Source organism: Pseudomonas sp. RIT778 (assembly GCF_019718735.1).
In the GTDB taxonomy this organism is placed as follows: Bacteria; Pseudomonadota; Gammaproteobacteria; order Pseudomonadales; family Pseudomonadaceae; genus Aquipseudomonas; species Aquipseudomonas aphyarum.
Genome location: NZ_JAIHBA010000024.1, coordinates 16,648 through 31,669, shown reverse-complemented (window position 1 = coordinate 31,669; position 15,022 = coordinate 16,648). Strand labels below are relative to the sequence as shown.

General features: G+C 62.8%; 14 protein-coding genes. 10 read left to right on the top strand and 4 right to left on the bottom strand.

Going from position 1 to position 15,022, the window contains the following annotated elements:
• Positions 1-98: 98 nt before the first annotated feature.
• From K5E37_RS17615 to K5E37_RS17600, 4 genes are all read left to right on the top strand, one after another.
• Positions 99-470 carry a translation initiation factor Sui1 gene (locus K5E37_RS17615; RefSeq protein WP_007951016.1) on the top strand — a complete coding sequence of 124 codons (372 nt, stop codon included), beginning with the start codon at positions 99-101 and terminating at the stop codon, positions 468-470.
• Between the two features lie 218 nt (positions 471-688).
• Positions 689-2,602, top strand: coding sequence for an arginine decarboxylase (speA, locus tag K5E37_RS17610; RefSeq protein WP_011332271.1), 1,914 nt, complete (start codon positions 689-691; stop codon positions 2,600-2,602).
• A gap of 232 nt (positions 2,603-2,834) precedes the next feature.
• Positions 2,835-4,166, top strand: a complete 1,332-nt coding sequence (locus K5E37_RS17605; RefSeq protein WP_221534669.1) for a type VI secretion system Vgr family protein — start codon at positions 2,835-2,837, stop codon at positions 4,164-4,166.
• Positions 4,163-4,957, top strand: a complete 795-nt coding sequence (locus K5E37_RS17600) for a DUF4123 domain-containing protein (protein WP_221534667.1) — start codon at positions 4,163-4,165, stop codon at positions 4,955-4,957. Before K5E37_RS17605 ends, K5E37_RS17600 begins: the two co-directional genes overlap by 4 nt.
• 9 nt (positions 4,958-4,966) lie before the next feature.
• Here K5E37_RS17600 and K5E37_RS17595 read toward each other — a convergent pair whose 3' ends face one another.
• Positions 4,967-6,316 carry an MATE family efflux transporter gene (locus K5E37_RS17595; protein WP_085609197.1) on the bottom strand — a complete coding sequence of 450 codons (1,350 nt, stop codon included), beginning with the start codon at positions 6,314-6,316 and terminating at the stop codon, positions 4,967-4,969.
• A gap of 37 nt (positions 6,317-6,353) precedes the next feature.
• Complete coding sequence (locus K5E37_RS17590) at positions 6,354-6,647, bottom strand: hypothetical protein (RefSeq protein ID WP_221534665.1); 294 nt, start codon at positions 6,645-6,647, stop codon at positions 6,354-6,356.
• Between the two features lie 143 nt (positions 6,648-6,790).
• Here K5E37_RS17590 and K5E37_RS17585 point away from each other — a divergent pair, with 143 nt between their 5' ends.
• The 5 genes from K5E37_RS17585 (at position 6,791) to K5E37_RS17565 (ending at position 11,226) form a co-directional block, all read left to right on the top strand.
• The gene (locus tag K5E37_RS17585) at positions 6,791-7,093 is read left to right on the top strand and encodes a MazG-like family protein (RefSeq protein ID WP_007951009.1); all 303 of its coding nucleotides are present in this window, start codon (positions 6,791-6,793) and stop codon (positions 7,091-7,093) included.
• Complete coding sequence (locus K5E37_RS17580; protein WP_221534663.1) at positions 7,093-7,842, top strand: methyltransferase; 750 nt, start codon at positions 7,093-7,095, stop codon at positions 7,840-7,842. The genes K5E37_RS17585 and K5E37_RS17580 overlap by 1 nt, the downstream gene beginning before the upstream one ends.
• Positions 7,843-7,854: 12 nt before the next feature.
• Entirely contained in the window at positions 7,855-8,469 is a 615-nt protein-coding gene (locus K5E37_RS17575) for a DUF4136 domain-containing protein (protein ID WP_221398613.1), read from the top strand.
• A 53-nt stretch (positions 8,470-8,522) separates the two neighbouring features.
• Positions 8,523-9,080, top strand: a complete 558-nt coding sequence (locus tag K5E37_RS17570) for a DUF4136 domain-containing protein (RefSeq protein WP_221534661.1) — start codon at positions 8,523-8,525, stop codon at positions 9,078-9,080.
• A gap of 148 nt (positions 9,081-9,228) precedes the next feature.
• On the top strand, positions 9,229-11,226 hold the full coding sequence (locus tag K5E37_RS17565; protein ID WP_221534659.1) for a pilus assembly protein TadG-related protein: 1,998 nt from the start codon (positions 9,229-9,231) through the stop codon (positions 11,224-11,226).
• Here the strand turns inward: K5E37_RS17565 and K5E37_RS17560 are convergent.
• Both K5E37_RS17560 and K5E37_RS17555 read right to left on the bottom strand, forming a co-directional pair.
• A complete protein-coding gene (locus K5E37_RS17560; protein ID WP_221534657.1) occupies positions 11,223-13,970 on the bottom strand; it encodes a PAS domain-containing protein in 2,748 nt (915 codons plus the stop codon). The genes K5E37_RS17565 and K5E37_RS17560 overlap by 4 nt on opposite strands.
• Positions 13,967-14,413, bottom strand: coding sequence for a TadE/TadG family type IV pilus assembly protein (locus K5E37_RS17555; protein ID WP_085609192.1), 447 nt, complete (start codon positions 14,411-14,413; stop codon positions 13,967-13,969). Before K5E37_RS17555 ends, K5E37_RS17560 begins: the two co-directional genes overlap by 4 nt.
• Positions 14,414-14,488: 75 nt before the next feature.
• Here K5E37_RS17555 and K5E37_RS17550 point away from each other — a divergent pair, with 75 nt between their 5' ends.
• Positions 14,489-14,959: a prepilin peptidase gene (locus K5E37_RS17550; RefSeq protein ID WP_085609191.1), complete on the top strand. Its 471-nt coding sequence runs from the start codon at positions 14,489-14,491 to the stop codon at positions 14,957-14,959.
• Positions 14,960-15,022 lie beyond the last annotated feature (63 nt).

Here is a 15,022-nt window from a genome sequence, read left to right as displayed (position 1 = left end):
CATGGCACAGTAGCGCTGCCCCTGCCTGAGTGGGGCTTCGCGGTCGATAGCCTTGCCCAAGGCTGCGATCAGTCTTTGTCCTCCCGAGAGGATTGCCGGTGGCCAAAAAAGCCGCATCCTTCGCCGCCCTGGGCGGCCTGGTATTTTCCACCGACGCAGGTCGTCATTGCCCGGAATGCAGCAAGCCGGTGGACGCCTGTATCTGCAAACAAACCGTGATCCCGGCCGGCGACGGCATTGCCCGCGTGCGCCGCGAGAGCAAGGGCCGTGGCGGCAAGACGGTGACCACCATCACCGGCGTGCCTCTGGCCGAAGACGCGCTCAAGGAGCTGGCGACAACGTTGAAGAAACGTTGCGGTACCGGCGGTGCGTTGAAAGACGGGATCATCGAGATTCAGGGCGACCATGTCGAGCTGCTCCTGGCCGAGTTGGTCAAGCACGGTTTCAAGGCGAAGAAGTCCGGCGGCTAGCAGCCTCTGTGAAACCCACCGGCGGCTTGATTCAGCTCCAGAGTTCCTGGGCCTGACGTCGTTTCCATGGTTTTCACAGAGCCTGTTCATGACCGGTTTCTAAACTCAACGCTGTCAGCGCGGTCTACCGCCCCGCTGACGAACCGTCATTTTCATTCTTTAGACTGCGCCGGCCTGAGATCAGGCGACGCACTATGACTTCTTTATAGGGGACTTCGATGTCCGTACGACGCACACGCAAAGACGATGGCAGCCAATGGACAGTTGCGGACAGCCGCAGTGTTTACGGGATTCGCCATTGGGGGGCCGGGTATTTCGCGATCAATGACGCCGGTCGCGTCGAAGTTCGTCCGAACGGCCCGAGCAGCTCGCCCATCGATCTGTTCGAACAAGTCGACCAGTTGCGCAAAAGTGGCTTGTCCCTGCCGCTGCTGGTGCGTTTCCCCGACATTCTGCAAGACCGCGTCCGTCAGCTGACCGGCGCTTTCGATGCGAACATCGAGCGTCTGGAATACCAGAGCAAATACACCGCGCTGTACCCGATCAAGGTCAACCAGCAGGAAGCGGTGATCGAGAACATCATCGCCACCCAGAACGTTTCCATCGGTCTGGAAGCCGGCTCCAAGCCTGAGCTGCTGGCGGTGCTGGCGCTGGCGCCGAAGGGCGGCACCATCGTCTGCAACGGTTACAAGGACCGCGAGTTCATCCGTCTGGCGCTCATGGGCCAGAAGCTCGGTCACAACGTGTTCATCGTGATCGAGAAAGAATCCGAAGTCGGTCTGGTGATCGAAGAAGCCGCCTCGCTGAAGGTCAAGCCGCAGGTCGGCCTGCGCGTGCGTCTGTCGTCGCTGGCATCGTCGAAGTGGGCGGACACCGGTGGTGAGAAATCCAAGTTCGGCCTGTCGGCGGCGCAACTGCTGTCCGTGGTCGAGCGCTTCCGCGCGGCGGGCCTGGATCAGGGCATCCGCCTGCTGCACTTCCATATGGGTTCGCAGATCGCCAACCTCGCTGACTACCAGCACGGCTTCAAGGAAGCGATCCGTTACTACGGCGAGCTGCGCAACCTCGGTCTGCCGGTCGATCACATCGACGTCGGTGGCGGCCTGGGCGTCGACTACGACGGTACCCACTCGCGCAACGCCAGTTCGATCAACTACGACATGGATGACTACGCCGGTGTCGTGGTCGGCATGCTCAAAGAGTTCTGCGACGCGCAGGCCTTGCCGCATCCGCACATCTTCTCCGAAAGCGGCCGCTCGCTGACCGCGCACCACGCCATGCTGGTGGTGCAGGTGACCGACGTCGAGAAGCACAACGACGACGTGCCGCAGATCGAGAACAAGGAAGCACTGCCGGAAACCGTGCAGTGGCTGGTTGACCTGCTCGGTCCGACCGACATCGAAATGGTCACCGAAACCTACTGGCGCGCCACCCACTACATGAGCGACGTGGCCGCCCAGTACGCCGACGGCAAACTGACCCTGGCCGAGAAAGCCCTGGCCGAACAATGTTACTTCGCGGTGTGCCGTCGCCTGCACAACTCGCTGAAGGCGCGTCAGCGTTCGCACCGTCAGGTGCTGGACGAACTCAACGACAAGCTGGCCGACAAGTACATCTGCAACTTCTCGGTATTCCAGAGCCTGCCGGACACCTGGGCGATCGATCAGGTCCTGCCGATCATCCCGCTGCACCGTCTCGACGAAGAGCCGCTGCGTCGTGCCGTTCTGCAAGACCTGACCTGCGACTCCGACGGCAAGATCAACCAGTACGTCGACGAGCAGAGCATCGAAACCAGCCTGCCGGTGCATGCGCTGAACGAAGGTGAAGATTACTTGCTGGGCGTGTTCCTGGTCGGCGCCTATCAGGAAATCCTCGGCGACATGCACAACCTGTTCGGTGACACCGACTCGGTGAACATCTACCAGAACGCCGACGGCAGCGTGTACCACGCCGGCATTGAAACCCACGACACCATCGAAGACATGCTGCGCTACGTGCACCTGTCGCCGGAAGAGCTGATGACCCACTACCGCGACAAATGCGCCAGTGCCCGCATCAGCGCCAGCGAGCGCACCCAGTTCCTCGATGCATTGCGCCTGGGTCTGACCCGTTCCTCCTACCTGTCTTCCTGAGGCCAGGTTCCGCTTTCATCGGGTTGTCTGAAATTGTTCCGCTCACCGCGGACGTTTCAGACAACCAGGTGAGACGCTTCTTTTTCTCTTCGCGAAACGGCTTGCTTCCAGGCGAGCAAAGTGACGTCGTCTGCTTTTCGCGTAGGTCATTTCCGAATTTGTAGTTCGGCCCTCTACTCGGCCATGGGTCTCGGCGAGAATCCCCGCCCGCCCCCCTGTAGAGAATTCCCCCATGTTCGATCCAGCCGACGAGCCGTCGTTTCGTCTCGATGTAGCGGGCCTGTCCGACTCGCTTGAAGTCCTGGCATTCACGGGTTGCGAAGCCATCAGCGAGCCTTTTTCATTCGAAATCGACGTGCTGGTCGATGATCCGCACCTGGACCTTGCCGGCCTGATGTACCGTTCGGCGCGCCTGTGTTTCGGGCCTTGTGGCAATGGTGTTCACGGGCAGTTGCACAGTCTTGTCCAGCATGAACAGGGGCGCGGTGCCCGGTTGTTTCGGGCGCGACTCGGGCCTCGGTTGAGCTGCCTGGGCCTGCGTTACAGCCAGCGCATCTTCAGTGATCTTTCGATACCACAGATTCTTGATCAGGTGCTCAGGGAGCACGGCATCAGTGGCAACGGGCGCCGGTTTGATTTGCAGAACGCCTATCCGCCCCGCACGTTCTGCACCCAGTACGGCGAGTCGGATCTGGAATTGATGCAGCGGTTGTGCGGCCAGGCACGCATTCACTATCACTTCGAACATGGGGGCAGGGGGCATTGCCTGGTGTTCGGGGATGACCCGGCTCGACTGCCACGCGCCGGGAACCTGCGATGCGAGGGCGAGGATGTGAGCCGCTGGCAACTGGGCGAACACGCGCGCCTGCATGCAGCAGGTTCGCGGCGGACACGCACGGCGCAGGGGCACTCCGATTCGCCAACCCTGCGCAGTGGTCACTGGCTGACGATTTCCGGCCAGCCCCTGGCAGACGCGAATGCGCACTGGCTGGTGAGCCGAATCGAACATCGGGCCGATCAGTCCCTCGAGCCGCCCTACAGCAACCGGATCTTTGCCGCTGACCAGTTGCCGATGCCCCGATCATCCGTTGAATACCGGGGCGCGCGCATGTGCAGCCCACAACGCGCGTGGGTGGTCTCGGTCGAGGAGGCGCAACCGGATGCCGTGCGGCCGGTGGCCGTTCAGTTCGACTGGCTCTATCAGGGGGAAGGGGCCCGTCCCAGCCACTGCTGGCTGCCGCTGGCTCCGGCGTTGGCCGATACGCCGATGGCATCATTGAAGGACGGGGTGGAGGTGGTGGTGAGCTTTCTGGAAGGTGACCCAGAGCAGCCCGTGATCAGCGGCGTCTTGCAGGTTCCGGCACTCACCGAAGCCATCGAGGATGATGCACCGTCAGCACTGCCCGAGCGTCTGGCGAGCGCGGGCCTGCCTCAATGGCTGAAAGCGGCCGAGCCGTTATTGTTGTTGTGCCTGATACCGGGAGGCGGCAGTTATCGCCATTGCGCGGCGTCACTGTGCAGCTGTCGATTGGTCGCCGGGCTCAAAACGAGCGACGGAAGATGAGCGTCGCGGCCCCCGGACAGCGCGCTCAATGGTTGTTGCTGGATATCGCACAGGCACCACAGGCCGTGCAGACGTTACGCCAGGGATTTGCCGGTGTGCACAGCCTGAAGCTGTTTGACGGTACGGAGTTCCAGCCGGTCAGTGAACAGGGCCCGTGGCTGATCGACCTGAGTGACAGCCCGGCGCTGTCGGCGCTTTGCCACGCCGACCCGCAGACCTGGCAAGGGCTGCTGCTGGGCAGCGAAGCTTCGGCGCAGGTATTGCGCGAACACTTGCAACGGATGCTGACCGTGTCTGTCGGCCTGAATCACCGGGCACTGCTCAATTTCTACAATCGCCAGACCGCCAGCTACTTTTTCGATGCCTGCGATGCCCGGCAATTGAGCTGCTGGCTCGGGCCGATCGGGTGGCTGCGCTGGTTCGGCGGGACCTGGGCTGATCTGGCCGGCGGCAGTCAGGGCTGGCAGCAATTGCGCAATCCGGGGCTGGCCGTGGAGCCGCTGCGGATCGAGCAAAGCCTGACCCGCCGACAGCGCGAACGCCTGCACCGCTGCCTGCTGGATCAGCATGTCTGGCGCTGGAGTCAGGCGACAGGGAACGACTATCGGCTGATGTCTTCCTTTCAGGAGCAAGGCCTGGAACTGGGGTTCAGCGAGCAGACGCTGCTGGACGACTGGTTGTGGCTGCGTTTGCAGCATCCGCGTGCCGAGCTGACGCCGCTGCCGCAAGGATTGACCCCACGGGAGCGGCTTGAGCTGTTGCGTCGGCGTTGGCTGAGCGACCCGTCGTGAAACGCCGCTTCAGTGAGCGGCACCGTTGAACCAGCCATCGGTGCGCCGCAGCCACCACGCCAGCCCTCCGAGCGTCAGGCTGCGCAGCACCATGAACAGCAGGAAAGATATCCACAGGCCGTGATTGCCCAGACCTTGCAGCGCCCAGGCGACCGGCAGCAGCAGGATCACGGTCGCCAGCATGCCGTTGCGCATTTCCCGGGCGCGGGTGGCACCGATGAACAGGCCGTCGAGCAAGTAGCTCCAGACCGCGATCAACGGCAGGACGGCCAGATAGGGCAGGTAGATGAAGGCGGTGTCGCGCACGCTTTGGATGTCGGTCTGCATTTCGATGAACAAGTGGCCGGCCAACAGAAACAGCGCGGCAAAGCCCAGGCTGGCCAGCAACGACCAGCCACCGGCAACCACCAGCGAGCGGCGCAGGGCCAGACGATCGCGGGCGCCGATGGCGTGGCCGCACAGGGCTTCGACGGCGTGGGCCAGACCGTCCAGCGCGTGAGCGGTCAGCAGCAGGCCGTTGAGCAGCAGCGCGTTGGCCGCGACCGTGGCATCGCCGAGTCGCGCGCCCTGCACAGTAATCAGGAAAAACACCGATTGCAGGGCCAGGCTACGGATGAAAATGTCACGGTTGACGGCCAGCAGCGGGCGCCAGCTCTGCCAGACCTTCAGGGCCGCCCAGGCGATGTGACCGGGGTAGGCGCGCAATGCCTTGCGAGTCATCCACAGGCCGAGCAGGGCGCCGCTCCATTCGGCGATCACCGAGGCGCGGGCCGAACCGACCACGCCCCAGTCCAGGCCGATCACGAACCACAGGTTGAGCACGATGTTGATCAGGTTGGTGCTCAGCAGAATCGCCAGCGGTGCCCGGGCGTTCTGGGTGCCGAGGAACCAGCCGACCAGCGCATAACTGGCCAGCGCCGCCGGCAGCCCGAACAGCCGGGTGTGGAAGAAGTCGCGGGTCAGTTGATCCAGCTCCGCCGACGGTTGCATGAAGTGCAGCGCGACACCGCTCAGCGGTACGCCCAGGGTGCCGAGCAGCAGCGCCAGCCCCATCGCCAGCAACAGGCCTTGAAGCAGAATCTGCCGCAAGGCTGCACCGTCGCTGCGACCGGCAGCCTGCGCGGCGAAACCGGTGGTGCCCATGCGCAGAAAACCCATGGCCCAGGCCAGAAAGGTGTACAGGCTGGCGCCTACCGCCACTGCGCCCAGTTGATGGGCGTGGGGCAGGTGACCGATGACGGTGCTGTCGACCAGCGCCACCAGCGGCACGGAAATGTTGGAGAGGATCATGGGGGCGGCGAGGGCCCAGACCCGGCGATGGGTCGGGCGGTCGCGCCAGTCGGCGATCAGGTTGGACATGCGGGCTCCTTGGGGAGCGGCATTGTAGCGGGAGGTGTCAGTGAATGATCCAGCTCAGCAGCCACAATCCCAGCAGCAACCAGATGATCCCGGTAATGATCGAGGCATTCATGAACGCGCGGATTGCCGACCACAGCAGCATCAGGCCGACGATCAGCGCGATGATGCTGATGATCGACGTGTCCATGCCCAGCGCCTTCGACAGCCCGTCGACAAAGTTGCCGCCGGCGTTGCCGAGCAAATTGAACAGGCCGCTGAGGCCATCGACGATGAAGCGGATGATCGAGCCGAGCGCCTGGCCCAGCCATTCGAAAAAGCTTTCTACCTGCATGTCTGTTTCCTGATGAAAGAGCTGAGCCTTGGGCCGCAGCGGGGGCGGTCGAGTTCCCTGCAAGCATAGAGGGTTTTAACGGGCGACTGGCGCTTGCCTTCGCTCGGCATCCCCCCGAAGCTATACGTCTTCAGGAGAGCCCGATGAACCTTGTTGAACTGACCGAACGCCTGCACGCCATTCGCGACCGCAATGACTGGCGGCAATTTCACAGCCCGAAAAACCTGGCCATGGCCGCCAGCGTGGAAATGTCCGAACTGGTGGAAATCTTCCAGTGGCTGACCGAAGACCAGTCCCGCCAATTGCCGGCGGACAAACTCGCCCACGCGGGGCAGGAAGTCGGCGACATCGTTCTCTATCTGTTGCTGCTGTGCAGCGAACTGGGGCTGGACATGAATGAAGTGGTGCGCAGCAAGCTCGCCGACAGCGAACGGCGGTTCAGCTGATGAGCGACCGTCATTTCGATCAGTTGGCGACCCGTTTCGCCGAAAAAATCTACGGCGGTGCCAAAGGCGCGATCCGCCTCGCGGTGTTGCAGGCCGACCTCGCCGAAGCCCTGCCGGATCGTCCGTTGCGGGTGCTGGACATCGGTGGCGGCCTGGGCCACATGTCGCTGTGGCTGGCCGAGCGCGGGCATGAAGTGACCTTCACCGAGCCGGCCGAGCCGATGCTCGAAGGCGCACGCCAGCGATTTGCCGAAGCCGGGCAAACCGCGACGTTCATTCAGGCGCCCTGGCAGGAACTGCTTGGCCAGCTCACCGAGCCCTACGATCTGGTGCTGTGCCATGCGGTGCTGGAATGGCTGGCCGAGCCCCACGCGATCCTGCCGGTGCTGCATCAGTTGACCAAGCCCGGCGGTTGGTTGTCGCTGGCGTTCTACAACCGCGATGCGCTGATTTACCGGAACCTGCTCAAAGGCCATTTCAAGAAAATGCGCAAAAACGACATGGCCGGCGAGAAGCAGAGCCTGACCCCGCAGCAGCCACTCGATCCACGGGAACTGGCAACGCAACTCGCCGGGTTGTGGCAGGTCGAAACCCAGAGCGGGGTGCGGGTTTTCCACGATTACATGCCGGTGGAATTCCAGGCCCGCGCCGAGTTGATTGATTTGCTCGAGATGGAACTCGCCCACCGTCGTCACCCAAGCTTCGCCGGGCTTGGGCGCTACTTGCACTGGATCTGCCGGCCGATCTGATCGGAGCGAGAAATGAAAGGTCATTCAGGGTTACTGCTGATCTGTCTGGGGTTGGCCGCCTGCCAGGGCAGCAACCCTTACGTGGCGCAGTCGCGACCATTGCCGCCGGCGCCCCCGCAAGCGGCGACCACCTTCGACCGCAGCGCTTATCCCGCGCCCCCTCGTGATTACGGGCGCTATCGCAGTTGGGCGTGGCTCAACGGTCAGCTGCCGCCGGGCACGGCCTGGGCCGATTCGGCGCAAGTGGCCGAAGCCGTCAGCAGTGCGCTGGACCAGCGCGGTCTGCGCCCGCTGCATGACAATCGTCCAGCCGATCTGCTGGTCAGTGCCAACCTGAGTCTGGAAACCCGCCTGCGTCAGGTGCAAGACGATTACGGTTATTACGGCGGCGGATACGGTGGTTATGACCGTTACGGCCGCGGTTACGGGATGTACAACACGGTGCCGATCGTTCGTACCTATCAGGAACAGGTCGTAGTGGTGCGGGTCGATCTGTTCGACGCCGGCAGTGGTCAACCGGTCTGGAGCGCCAGCGCCGAAACCGGCACCCAGGGCAAACAAAGTGATCGCACCGATGCGATTCGGGAGGCTGTCGAAAAGGCCATGTCGGCGTATCCTCCCGGTTAGCTTCCTGCAAAGGAAAGCGCCCTCAGGTTCATGTCTTCCACCGGAGAAAAACCATGTTCCGCCGTCTCGCTTTACTGGCCGTGGCCGCACTGCTCAGTGCCTGCGCCTCCAACCAGGTCAATCATGATTTCGACGCCAGCCGCGACTTCGCCGCGTATCGCAGCTGGAGCTGGAAAGACCCCGCCCTGCAATACCGCCCCGATGATCCACGGATCAAGAGTGATCTGACCGAACAACGCATCCGCCAGGCTGTTGCCGACCAACTGGATCAGCGTGGTCTGCGCCCGGCCGCTTCGGGTGCCCGAGGCGATCTGTTTGTGCAGACCTACCTGATCGTCGAGGACCGGCAGCAACAGGTGACCACCAACTACGGCGGCGGTTGGGGTGGCCCGTGGAACGGTTACTGGGGCGCGCCCATGTACAACGAGACCCGCAATATCACCTACAAGGTGGCGACCATCCAGGTCGATCTGCTCGACGGCAAGGACGGCAAACTGGTGTGGCGCGGCAGCGACGAGCAAATGCTCAGCCGCACGCCGAACCCGGCGGATCGCAGCAATGCCATCCGTGAGACGGTGGCGCGGATCCTGTCGAATTACCCTCCGCGCTGAGCCTGTACAAAAAAACGGGAGCCTATGGCTCCCTTTTTTTATGGGCGGGTGAAACTGGCGCGTTGCCAGCAGTGTCGGTGCAGCGCGTCTACACTCAAATCCATCAATGGAGGTTGCGCCCGGCAGTGCGCCGGCAAAGGAGTGCGCCATGTCGCGTCATCCGCAGTGCGGCGGGCCAGCCCGGCAGCGCGGGGCCATCGGCCTGATGGCGGCCGCCACCCTCAGCCTGGCGCTGGTGTTGATGCTGCTGGTCGTGGACAGCGGCCGCCTGTACATGGAACAACGCAAACTGCAGCGCCTGGTGGACACCGCCGCCCTCGAAGCCGTCAGCCGTGGCGGCAATTGCCTGCCGGGCCTCACCGCCGCCAGTTACGCGGGGCAAAGTGCGACGCGCAACGGCTTTGTTGCCAACGCCACCAACGTTCTTGTGATCGATTGCGGAAAGTTGGCGACAGCCGCCACCGGCCTGCGCACGTTTACGGTGGACGCAACGCAATCAGAGGCGGTCAAGGTCGCGGCCAATCGTACCGTCACCACCAGTTTTGCCGGTGGCGTGCAGGCGTTGTTCAGTGGCACACCGGTCAATCTCAACACGGTACTTTATGCTTCGGCGGTGGCGGCCAAACCCAAGCCGACCGTCGCCCAATTGAACATCCGCAGTAACCTGGCCAGCATCAACACCGCCCAATCGAACATCCTCAATCCGCTGTTCTCGGGGCTGCTCGGGGGCAACGTCAACCTGACGGCCCTGGGCTGGAACGGTCTGCTTAACACCGACATCAATCTGCTCAGCTACCTGAATCAACTGGCGATCAACCTCAACGTCGCCGTTGGCAATTACACCCAGCTGCTCAATACCCAGGCCACGGTGACCCAATTGATCCAGGCCGCGATTACGGCGGTGCAGCTCAATGGCGCCACCGCTGAAGTGATTACCGCGCTGGGCCAGCTGCAAGTGGCGGCGATCAATGCCGCACCGGTAAAACTCGGCGACATCCTGCAATTGCAGACCGGCACCACGGCCGCGGGGCTGGATGCCAATCTGCAGTTGTTGCAACTGGTCCAGGGCGTGATTCAGCTGGCCAACAGCAAGAGCGCGGTGGCCGCGACCCTGCCGATCAGCGTGCTGGGGCTGGCGAATGTCACGGTGCGGGTCAAAGTCATCGAGCCGCCACAGTTTTCCGCCATCGGTGATCCGGCGCTGGCCAGGGCCAACCCCACCGGGCCAAACCGGATCTATGTGCGCACCGCGCAGATTCGCACGCTGCTTTCGGTAAATCTGCCGGTGTTGTCCGGGGTGACCGGGCTGGCCAATGCGGTACTAGGGTTGGTTGGCACGCTGACGCCGACGCTCAATGCGCTGTTGAGCCTCAATCTGGTCGCCACATTGAACTCGGTCGGTTGCCTGCTCGGTGCCGGTTGTGAACAACTGGACCCGAAGCTGTTGCCCTCGCCGCAAATCGACATCAGTCTGGATGCCGGCGGCGCCATCAGTTACGTCACCGACTACAGTTGCCCGACCGGCAACACCGGTACCAAAAGCCTGACGGCCCGCACCATCACCTCGATTGCCGATCTCAAGCTGGGCAAGATCGACCCGACCAACGCTTTTTCATCTGCCGCAGAACCCACCGTCACACCCTTGCCGCTGGTGGACCTGGGCACGGTGACCTGCCACAAGATTCTGGGGATCGGCAGCTGTGACCCGAGCACTCACGTGCCATACGGCGCCGGCGGCATCGCGATCATGGTCAACACCAGCGTGGCCCAGAACACCCAGAACCTGGTGTTTTCCAGTGGCACACCGTTCGCCACACCGCCCAACCTGAAACTGCCGCCAAGCGTGATTGCCGCCGCGCCCTCAACCAATATCGTCAGCAGCCTGGCAAGCACCCTCGCCGGGATCAATCTGATCGTCTACAAACCCCAGGGCAGCAACCCGCTGGGGGCGATTGTCACCGGCGTCGCCAGCCTGATCAGCGATGTCACGACGATCCTGCAACCGCTGATCACCAACCTGGTGAGCCCGCTGCTGGATCCGCTGCTGAACAATTTGCTCAAGGGGCTGGGGATCAATCTGATGGATGTCGACGTTGGCGCCAACATGACCTGTGGCCAGACCGGCAAGGCGTATCTGGTGATCTAGTCGTCGGGGGCGATCGGCAGTTCGATGCAGAACCGTGCACCGTCCGCCGAGTTGCGCACGCTCAAGTGACCGCCCATGTTCTCGATGATCCCGTAACTCACCGACAACCCCAGACCGGTGCCGACGCCTATCGGTTTGGTGGTGAAGAACGGTTCGAAAATCCGCTCCAGCAGCCGCGGGTCAATACCGCCGCCGTTGTCCTCGACCCACAGCCGCACCCTCTGCTCGTCGCGCTCGGCGTAGATCGAAATCCACGGCTTGAACGTTGGGTCGCACTCGCGTTTGCCCAGCAGCGCATCCCGGGCGTTGACCATCAGGTTGATCAGCACCTGTTCAAGCTGATCGACGTACCCGCGCACCTGAACCTCGAACGCGGTTTCACTGATGCGCAAATCCACGCCTTTGCCGCGCATGCCTTCGGCCAGCAGCGACAGCGTGCCTTCGATGGCGCTGGCCGGGTTGAACAGCTGCTGCTCGATCTCGGAACGACGACCGAACACCCGCATGTGGTCCACCACTTTGGCGGCGCGCTGCACCTGGGCGTCGATGCGATTGAGTTTGTCGGTCAGGTAATCGATCTGCACATCGCCGTTGCTCAGACGCTTCTGCACGTTGACGATGGCCATGCGCATGACGTTCAGCGGCTGATTGATTTCGTGGGCCAGACCGGTGGCCATTTCGCCAAGGGTGGCCATTTTGGCGCTTTGCGTGAGTTGCTGCTGGGAGCGGCGGACTTCCGTGTTGTCGCGGCCAACGGCTTGGACTTCGATCAGTTTGCCGTGCTCATCGAACACGCCGCGATCCGACCACACCCACCACGCATGTTCGCGCCCCGGCAATTGCAGGTTGATTTCGGCGGTGCTGACAGGAGATTGCGGGGTCAACTGCGCCAGGCGCTCAACGAAGGCCGCGCGCTGAACGTCGGACATCCAGCTGCCCAGATCGACCCCGGCCAGGTCTTCGGGAGCGCATTCCAGATAGGTCGCCAGCGGCCGGTTGCCGAACGTCAGGATCAGGTCCGGGCGATAGCGGCAGATCATCGCCGGCGAGTCCTCCACCAGAATCCGGTAGCGTTCCTCGCTCTGTCTGACCTGCTCGGCGGCCAGCGTCGCTTCGGTGACGTCCAGCCACAGACCGACGGCCTCCACCGGCAGGCCGAGGTCATTGCGCAACAGCCGGGCTTCGTCGAGCAGCCAGTGGTAATCGCCGTGACTGTCGCGCAGGCGATAGCGGGCGCGCACCGACCCTTCGCGCAGCAGTTGCCGGGTGCGCTCGAAATACAGGGCGCGATCATCCGGGTGAATCCGCTCTGCCAGCGCACTGGCGTCACAGTCCTCCAGGCTCCAGCCCAGCAGCGGTTGCAGACTGGCGCTGAAAAACGCCGGCAGCAAGGCGCCTTCGACGTAGTGCTGGACGTAAATCACCGCCGGCGAACTGGCGATCAGGTTGTCCAGCCGCGCATGGGCGGCGGCGGCCAGTTGCTGCTGGTTCTTGATGTCGCTGATGTCGAGCATGAAACCCACCAGCCGCCGATGCTCGCCGGTGCCGGTGACCTGCCCCTGAAGGCGATACCACACCGGCGTCTGGCTGGCGTCGCGAGCATGCAGGCGCACGCACAGGTCGAGAATTTCCCCGTGCATTTGCAAGGCTTGCAGGCGACTGCGGACTTCTTCGCGATCGGCGGGATGGATCAGCGTCAGCCAGGTGTCGAGCATCAGCGTCGAGCCGTCCTGTTGCAGAGTGGCGGCCAGCGTCGGGGCCAGTTGAATCTGCTCGCTGGTGCTGATTTCCCACCAGCCTGTGCCGAGCAGCGACTGCAACGACTCCAGCCGTTCCAGTTGCAGTTGATGCTGTTGTTCGCGCAAGCGCCCGAGCAGTGGGCCGGCCAGTGCGCCCGCCAGCATCAGCCAGTCGCGGTCGGTCAGATACGGCGCGGTCTTGTCCACCGCGTAAAAACCGCAGAGCAGCCACGCCATCACGCCTCGATCATCGCTATAAGGCACGGCGAAGCCTTCGGCATTGCCGAACAGGCCCTGAACCCGCGAGTGTTCATACTGGCCGTAATGCTCACCCAAACGTTGCGGGCCGGTGCCGTTGAGACTGTCGAGCGGCGTGCCCAGACGCTGGCCGTCGTGCCACAGCGCCGGGGCGTCATGAGCGTGGAATTGTTGATGGATCTGCCAGCCTTGTTCCTGTTCATCGAGCAGGGCGAGCGCCAGGCACGGGATCTGCCAGCGCTGGGCGATCACCTGCAATTGTTCGCTGACAAGCATCGGTAACCGGCCCAGGCTGCAGCTGCGCAACTGCTTGCTGATCTGCTCGGCGATCATGTGGCACGCCTCGCGCTGATGCGCTTGCTGGCGTTCGGAAAGCAGGTCGGCGATGTCGATCAGTTGCAGCAGCCAGCCGTTGCCCAGCGGCTGGACCCAGCCGCGCAGGTGCAAGGTCTGGTCGCCGAGGCCGGGAAAGTCCAGATCCAGCAGTTGGCCTTGCCAGTCCTGCGGCCGGCCCTCGATGGCCAGCGTGCTGTGTGCCAGCAGGTAGTCGTGCAACGGCAACGGTTTGTCACGGGGCGTCTGTTGCGCCAGCAGCAAGCGCAGCGGGCCGGCCATTTGCAACACGCCGCCGTCGTTGTCGAGGTGGATGTGCAGGCCCGTCAGCGGGGTGCCGAGCACGTCCGGCAAATCGCTGGCGACCATGCTTCGCTTGAGCAGGCGGCCGAGCAGGTTGTCACCCGGAGTCAAAATTTAAGGCTCGAAATGGCGGTCAGGTTGGTGGGCAGGCTGGGGACAGCGCCGATGCCCGGCAACACCAGAAACGGGATGACCCGATTGAGTTTGCTCACCGGGTAATTGACGCTGACGGTGAGCGTGCCCTGAGTCGGGTCGTAGACCGTTGTCGTATCCGTGCCGACCACCACGTTCAGCGACGACGGCAGCACCGACAATTGCTGGGTCAACGCGGTATTCGCGGTGCTGACCAGCACGCTGGAATAGTTGGGAATCGCGGGATCGACCGCCACGGCGCGGCGGATGGCTTCGGCGGTGACCTGGTTGAACGTCTGCATCAGCACGAACGGCAGGCTGTAGCTGACCAGGCCATAAAACACCGCGAAAAAGATCACGAACACCAGGGCGAACTCGATCGCCACCGCACCTTTTTGCGCCTTCCGAGAGCCGGTTTTCATCCGTGCGTCTACCCTGACAGTCAATGCGTAGTATCAGCATAGAATCATTCAGCAAAAACGGACGGTTTTTACCGCATGCAAAGCCTTGTCCTTCTGATCTGGTTGACGGCGTGCGCGGCTCAGGATGCCCGGCAACGAAGGATTGCCAACGTTCTGACGCTGGGTGCCGCCGCTCTCGCGCTGGTCTATCTGCTGTCTTTCGGCACCACCTGGATGGGCGCCGAAGCCGGGCAGGGCGGCTGGGCCTGTGTCGTGGCGCTGGCGTTCACGCTGCCGGGGTATTTCATGGGGCGAATGGGCGCCGGCGATGTGAAATTAATGACAGCTCTCGGTCTTTCGACGGACGGCCTGTCGCTGCTCGGGATATTCATCGGCGCCGGTGCGGCGAGCCTGCTCTGGATTCTTCTGGCGCCAAGACTCTGGCTGCATATGAGTCAAGGGCTTAGGCATCGTCTTCGATATATGGCGCCATCCATGTCAAAAAAGCTGCCATTTGCGCCGTTCGTGCTGATCGGTTTTGTGCTTGCGCTACCTTGGATCCATTAGTCGCCGAACGCCACTAGTCTTATGTACATAGTCGGAAAGTGGGTCTACTTTCAAAGGTACTGG

Coding starts and splice junctions, on each gene's coding strand:
- K5E37_RS17550 (WP_085609191.1), top strand. CDS start 14,489: ATGCAAAGCCTTGTCCTTCTGATCTGGTTGACGGCGTGCGCGGCTCAG.
- K5E37_RS17590 (WP_221534665.1), bottom strand. CDS start 6,647: ATGCAGGTAGAAAGCTTTTTCGAATGGCTGGGCCAGGCGCTCGGCTCG.
- K5E37_RS17575 (WP_221398613.1), top strand. CDS start 7,855: ATGAAAGGTCATTCAGGGTTACTGCTGATCTGTCTGGGGTTGGCCGCC.
- K5E37_RS17580 (WP_221534663.1), top strand. CDS start 7,093: ATGAGCGACCGTCATTTCGATCAGTTGGCGACCCGTTTCGCCGAAAAA.
- K5E37_RS17555 (WP_085609192.1), bottom strand. CDS start 14,413: ATGAAAACCGGCTCTCGGAAGGCGCAAAAAGGTGCGGTGGCGATCGAG.
- K5E37_RS17570 (WP_221534661.1), top strand. CDS start 8,523: ATGTTCCGCCGTCTCGCTTTACTGGCCGTGGCCGCACTGCTCAGTGCC.
- K5E37_RS17565 (WP_221534659.1), top strand. CDS start 9,229: ATGTCGCGTCATCCGCAGTGCGGCGGGCCAGCCCGGCAGCGCGGGGCC.
- speA (WP_011332271.1), top strand. CDS start 689: ATGTCCGTACGACGCACACGCAAAGACGATGGCAGCCAATGGACAGTT.
- K5E37_RS17605 (WP_221534669.1), top strand. CDS start 2,835: ATGTTCGATCCAGCCGACGAGCCGTCGTTTCGTCTCGATGTAGCGGGC.
- K5E37_RS17585 (WP_007951009.1), top strand. CDS start 6,791: ATGAACCTTGTTGAACTGACCGAACGCCTGCACGCCATTCGCGACCGC.
- K5E37_RS17595 (WP_085609197.1), bottom strand. CDS start 6,316: ATGTCCAACCTGATCGCCGACTGGCGCGACCGCCCGACCCATCGCCGG.
- K5E37_RS17600 (WP_221534667.1), top strand. CDS start 4,163: ATGAGCGTCGCGGCCCCCGGACAGCGCGCTCAATGGTTGTTGCTGGAT.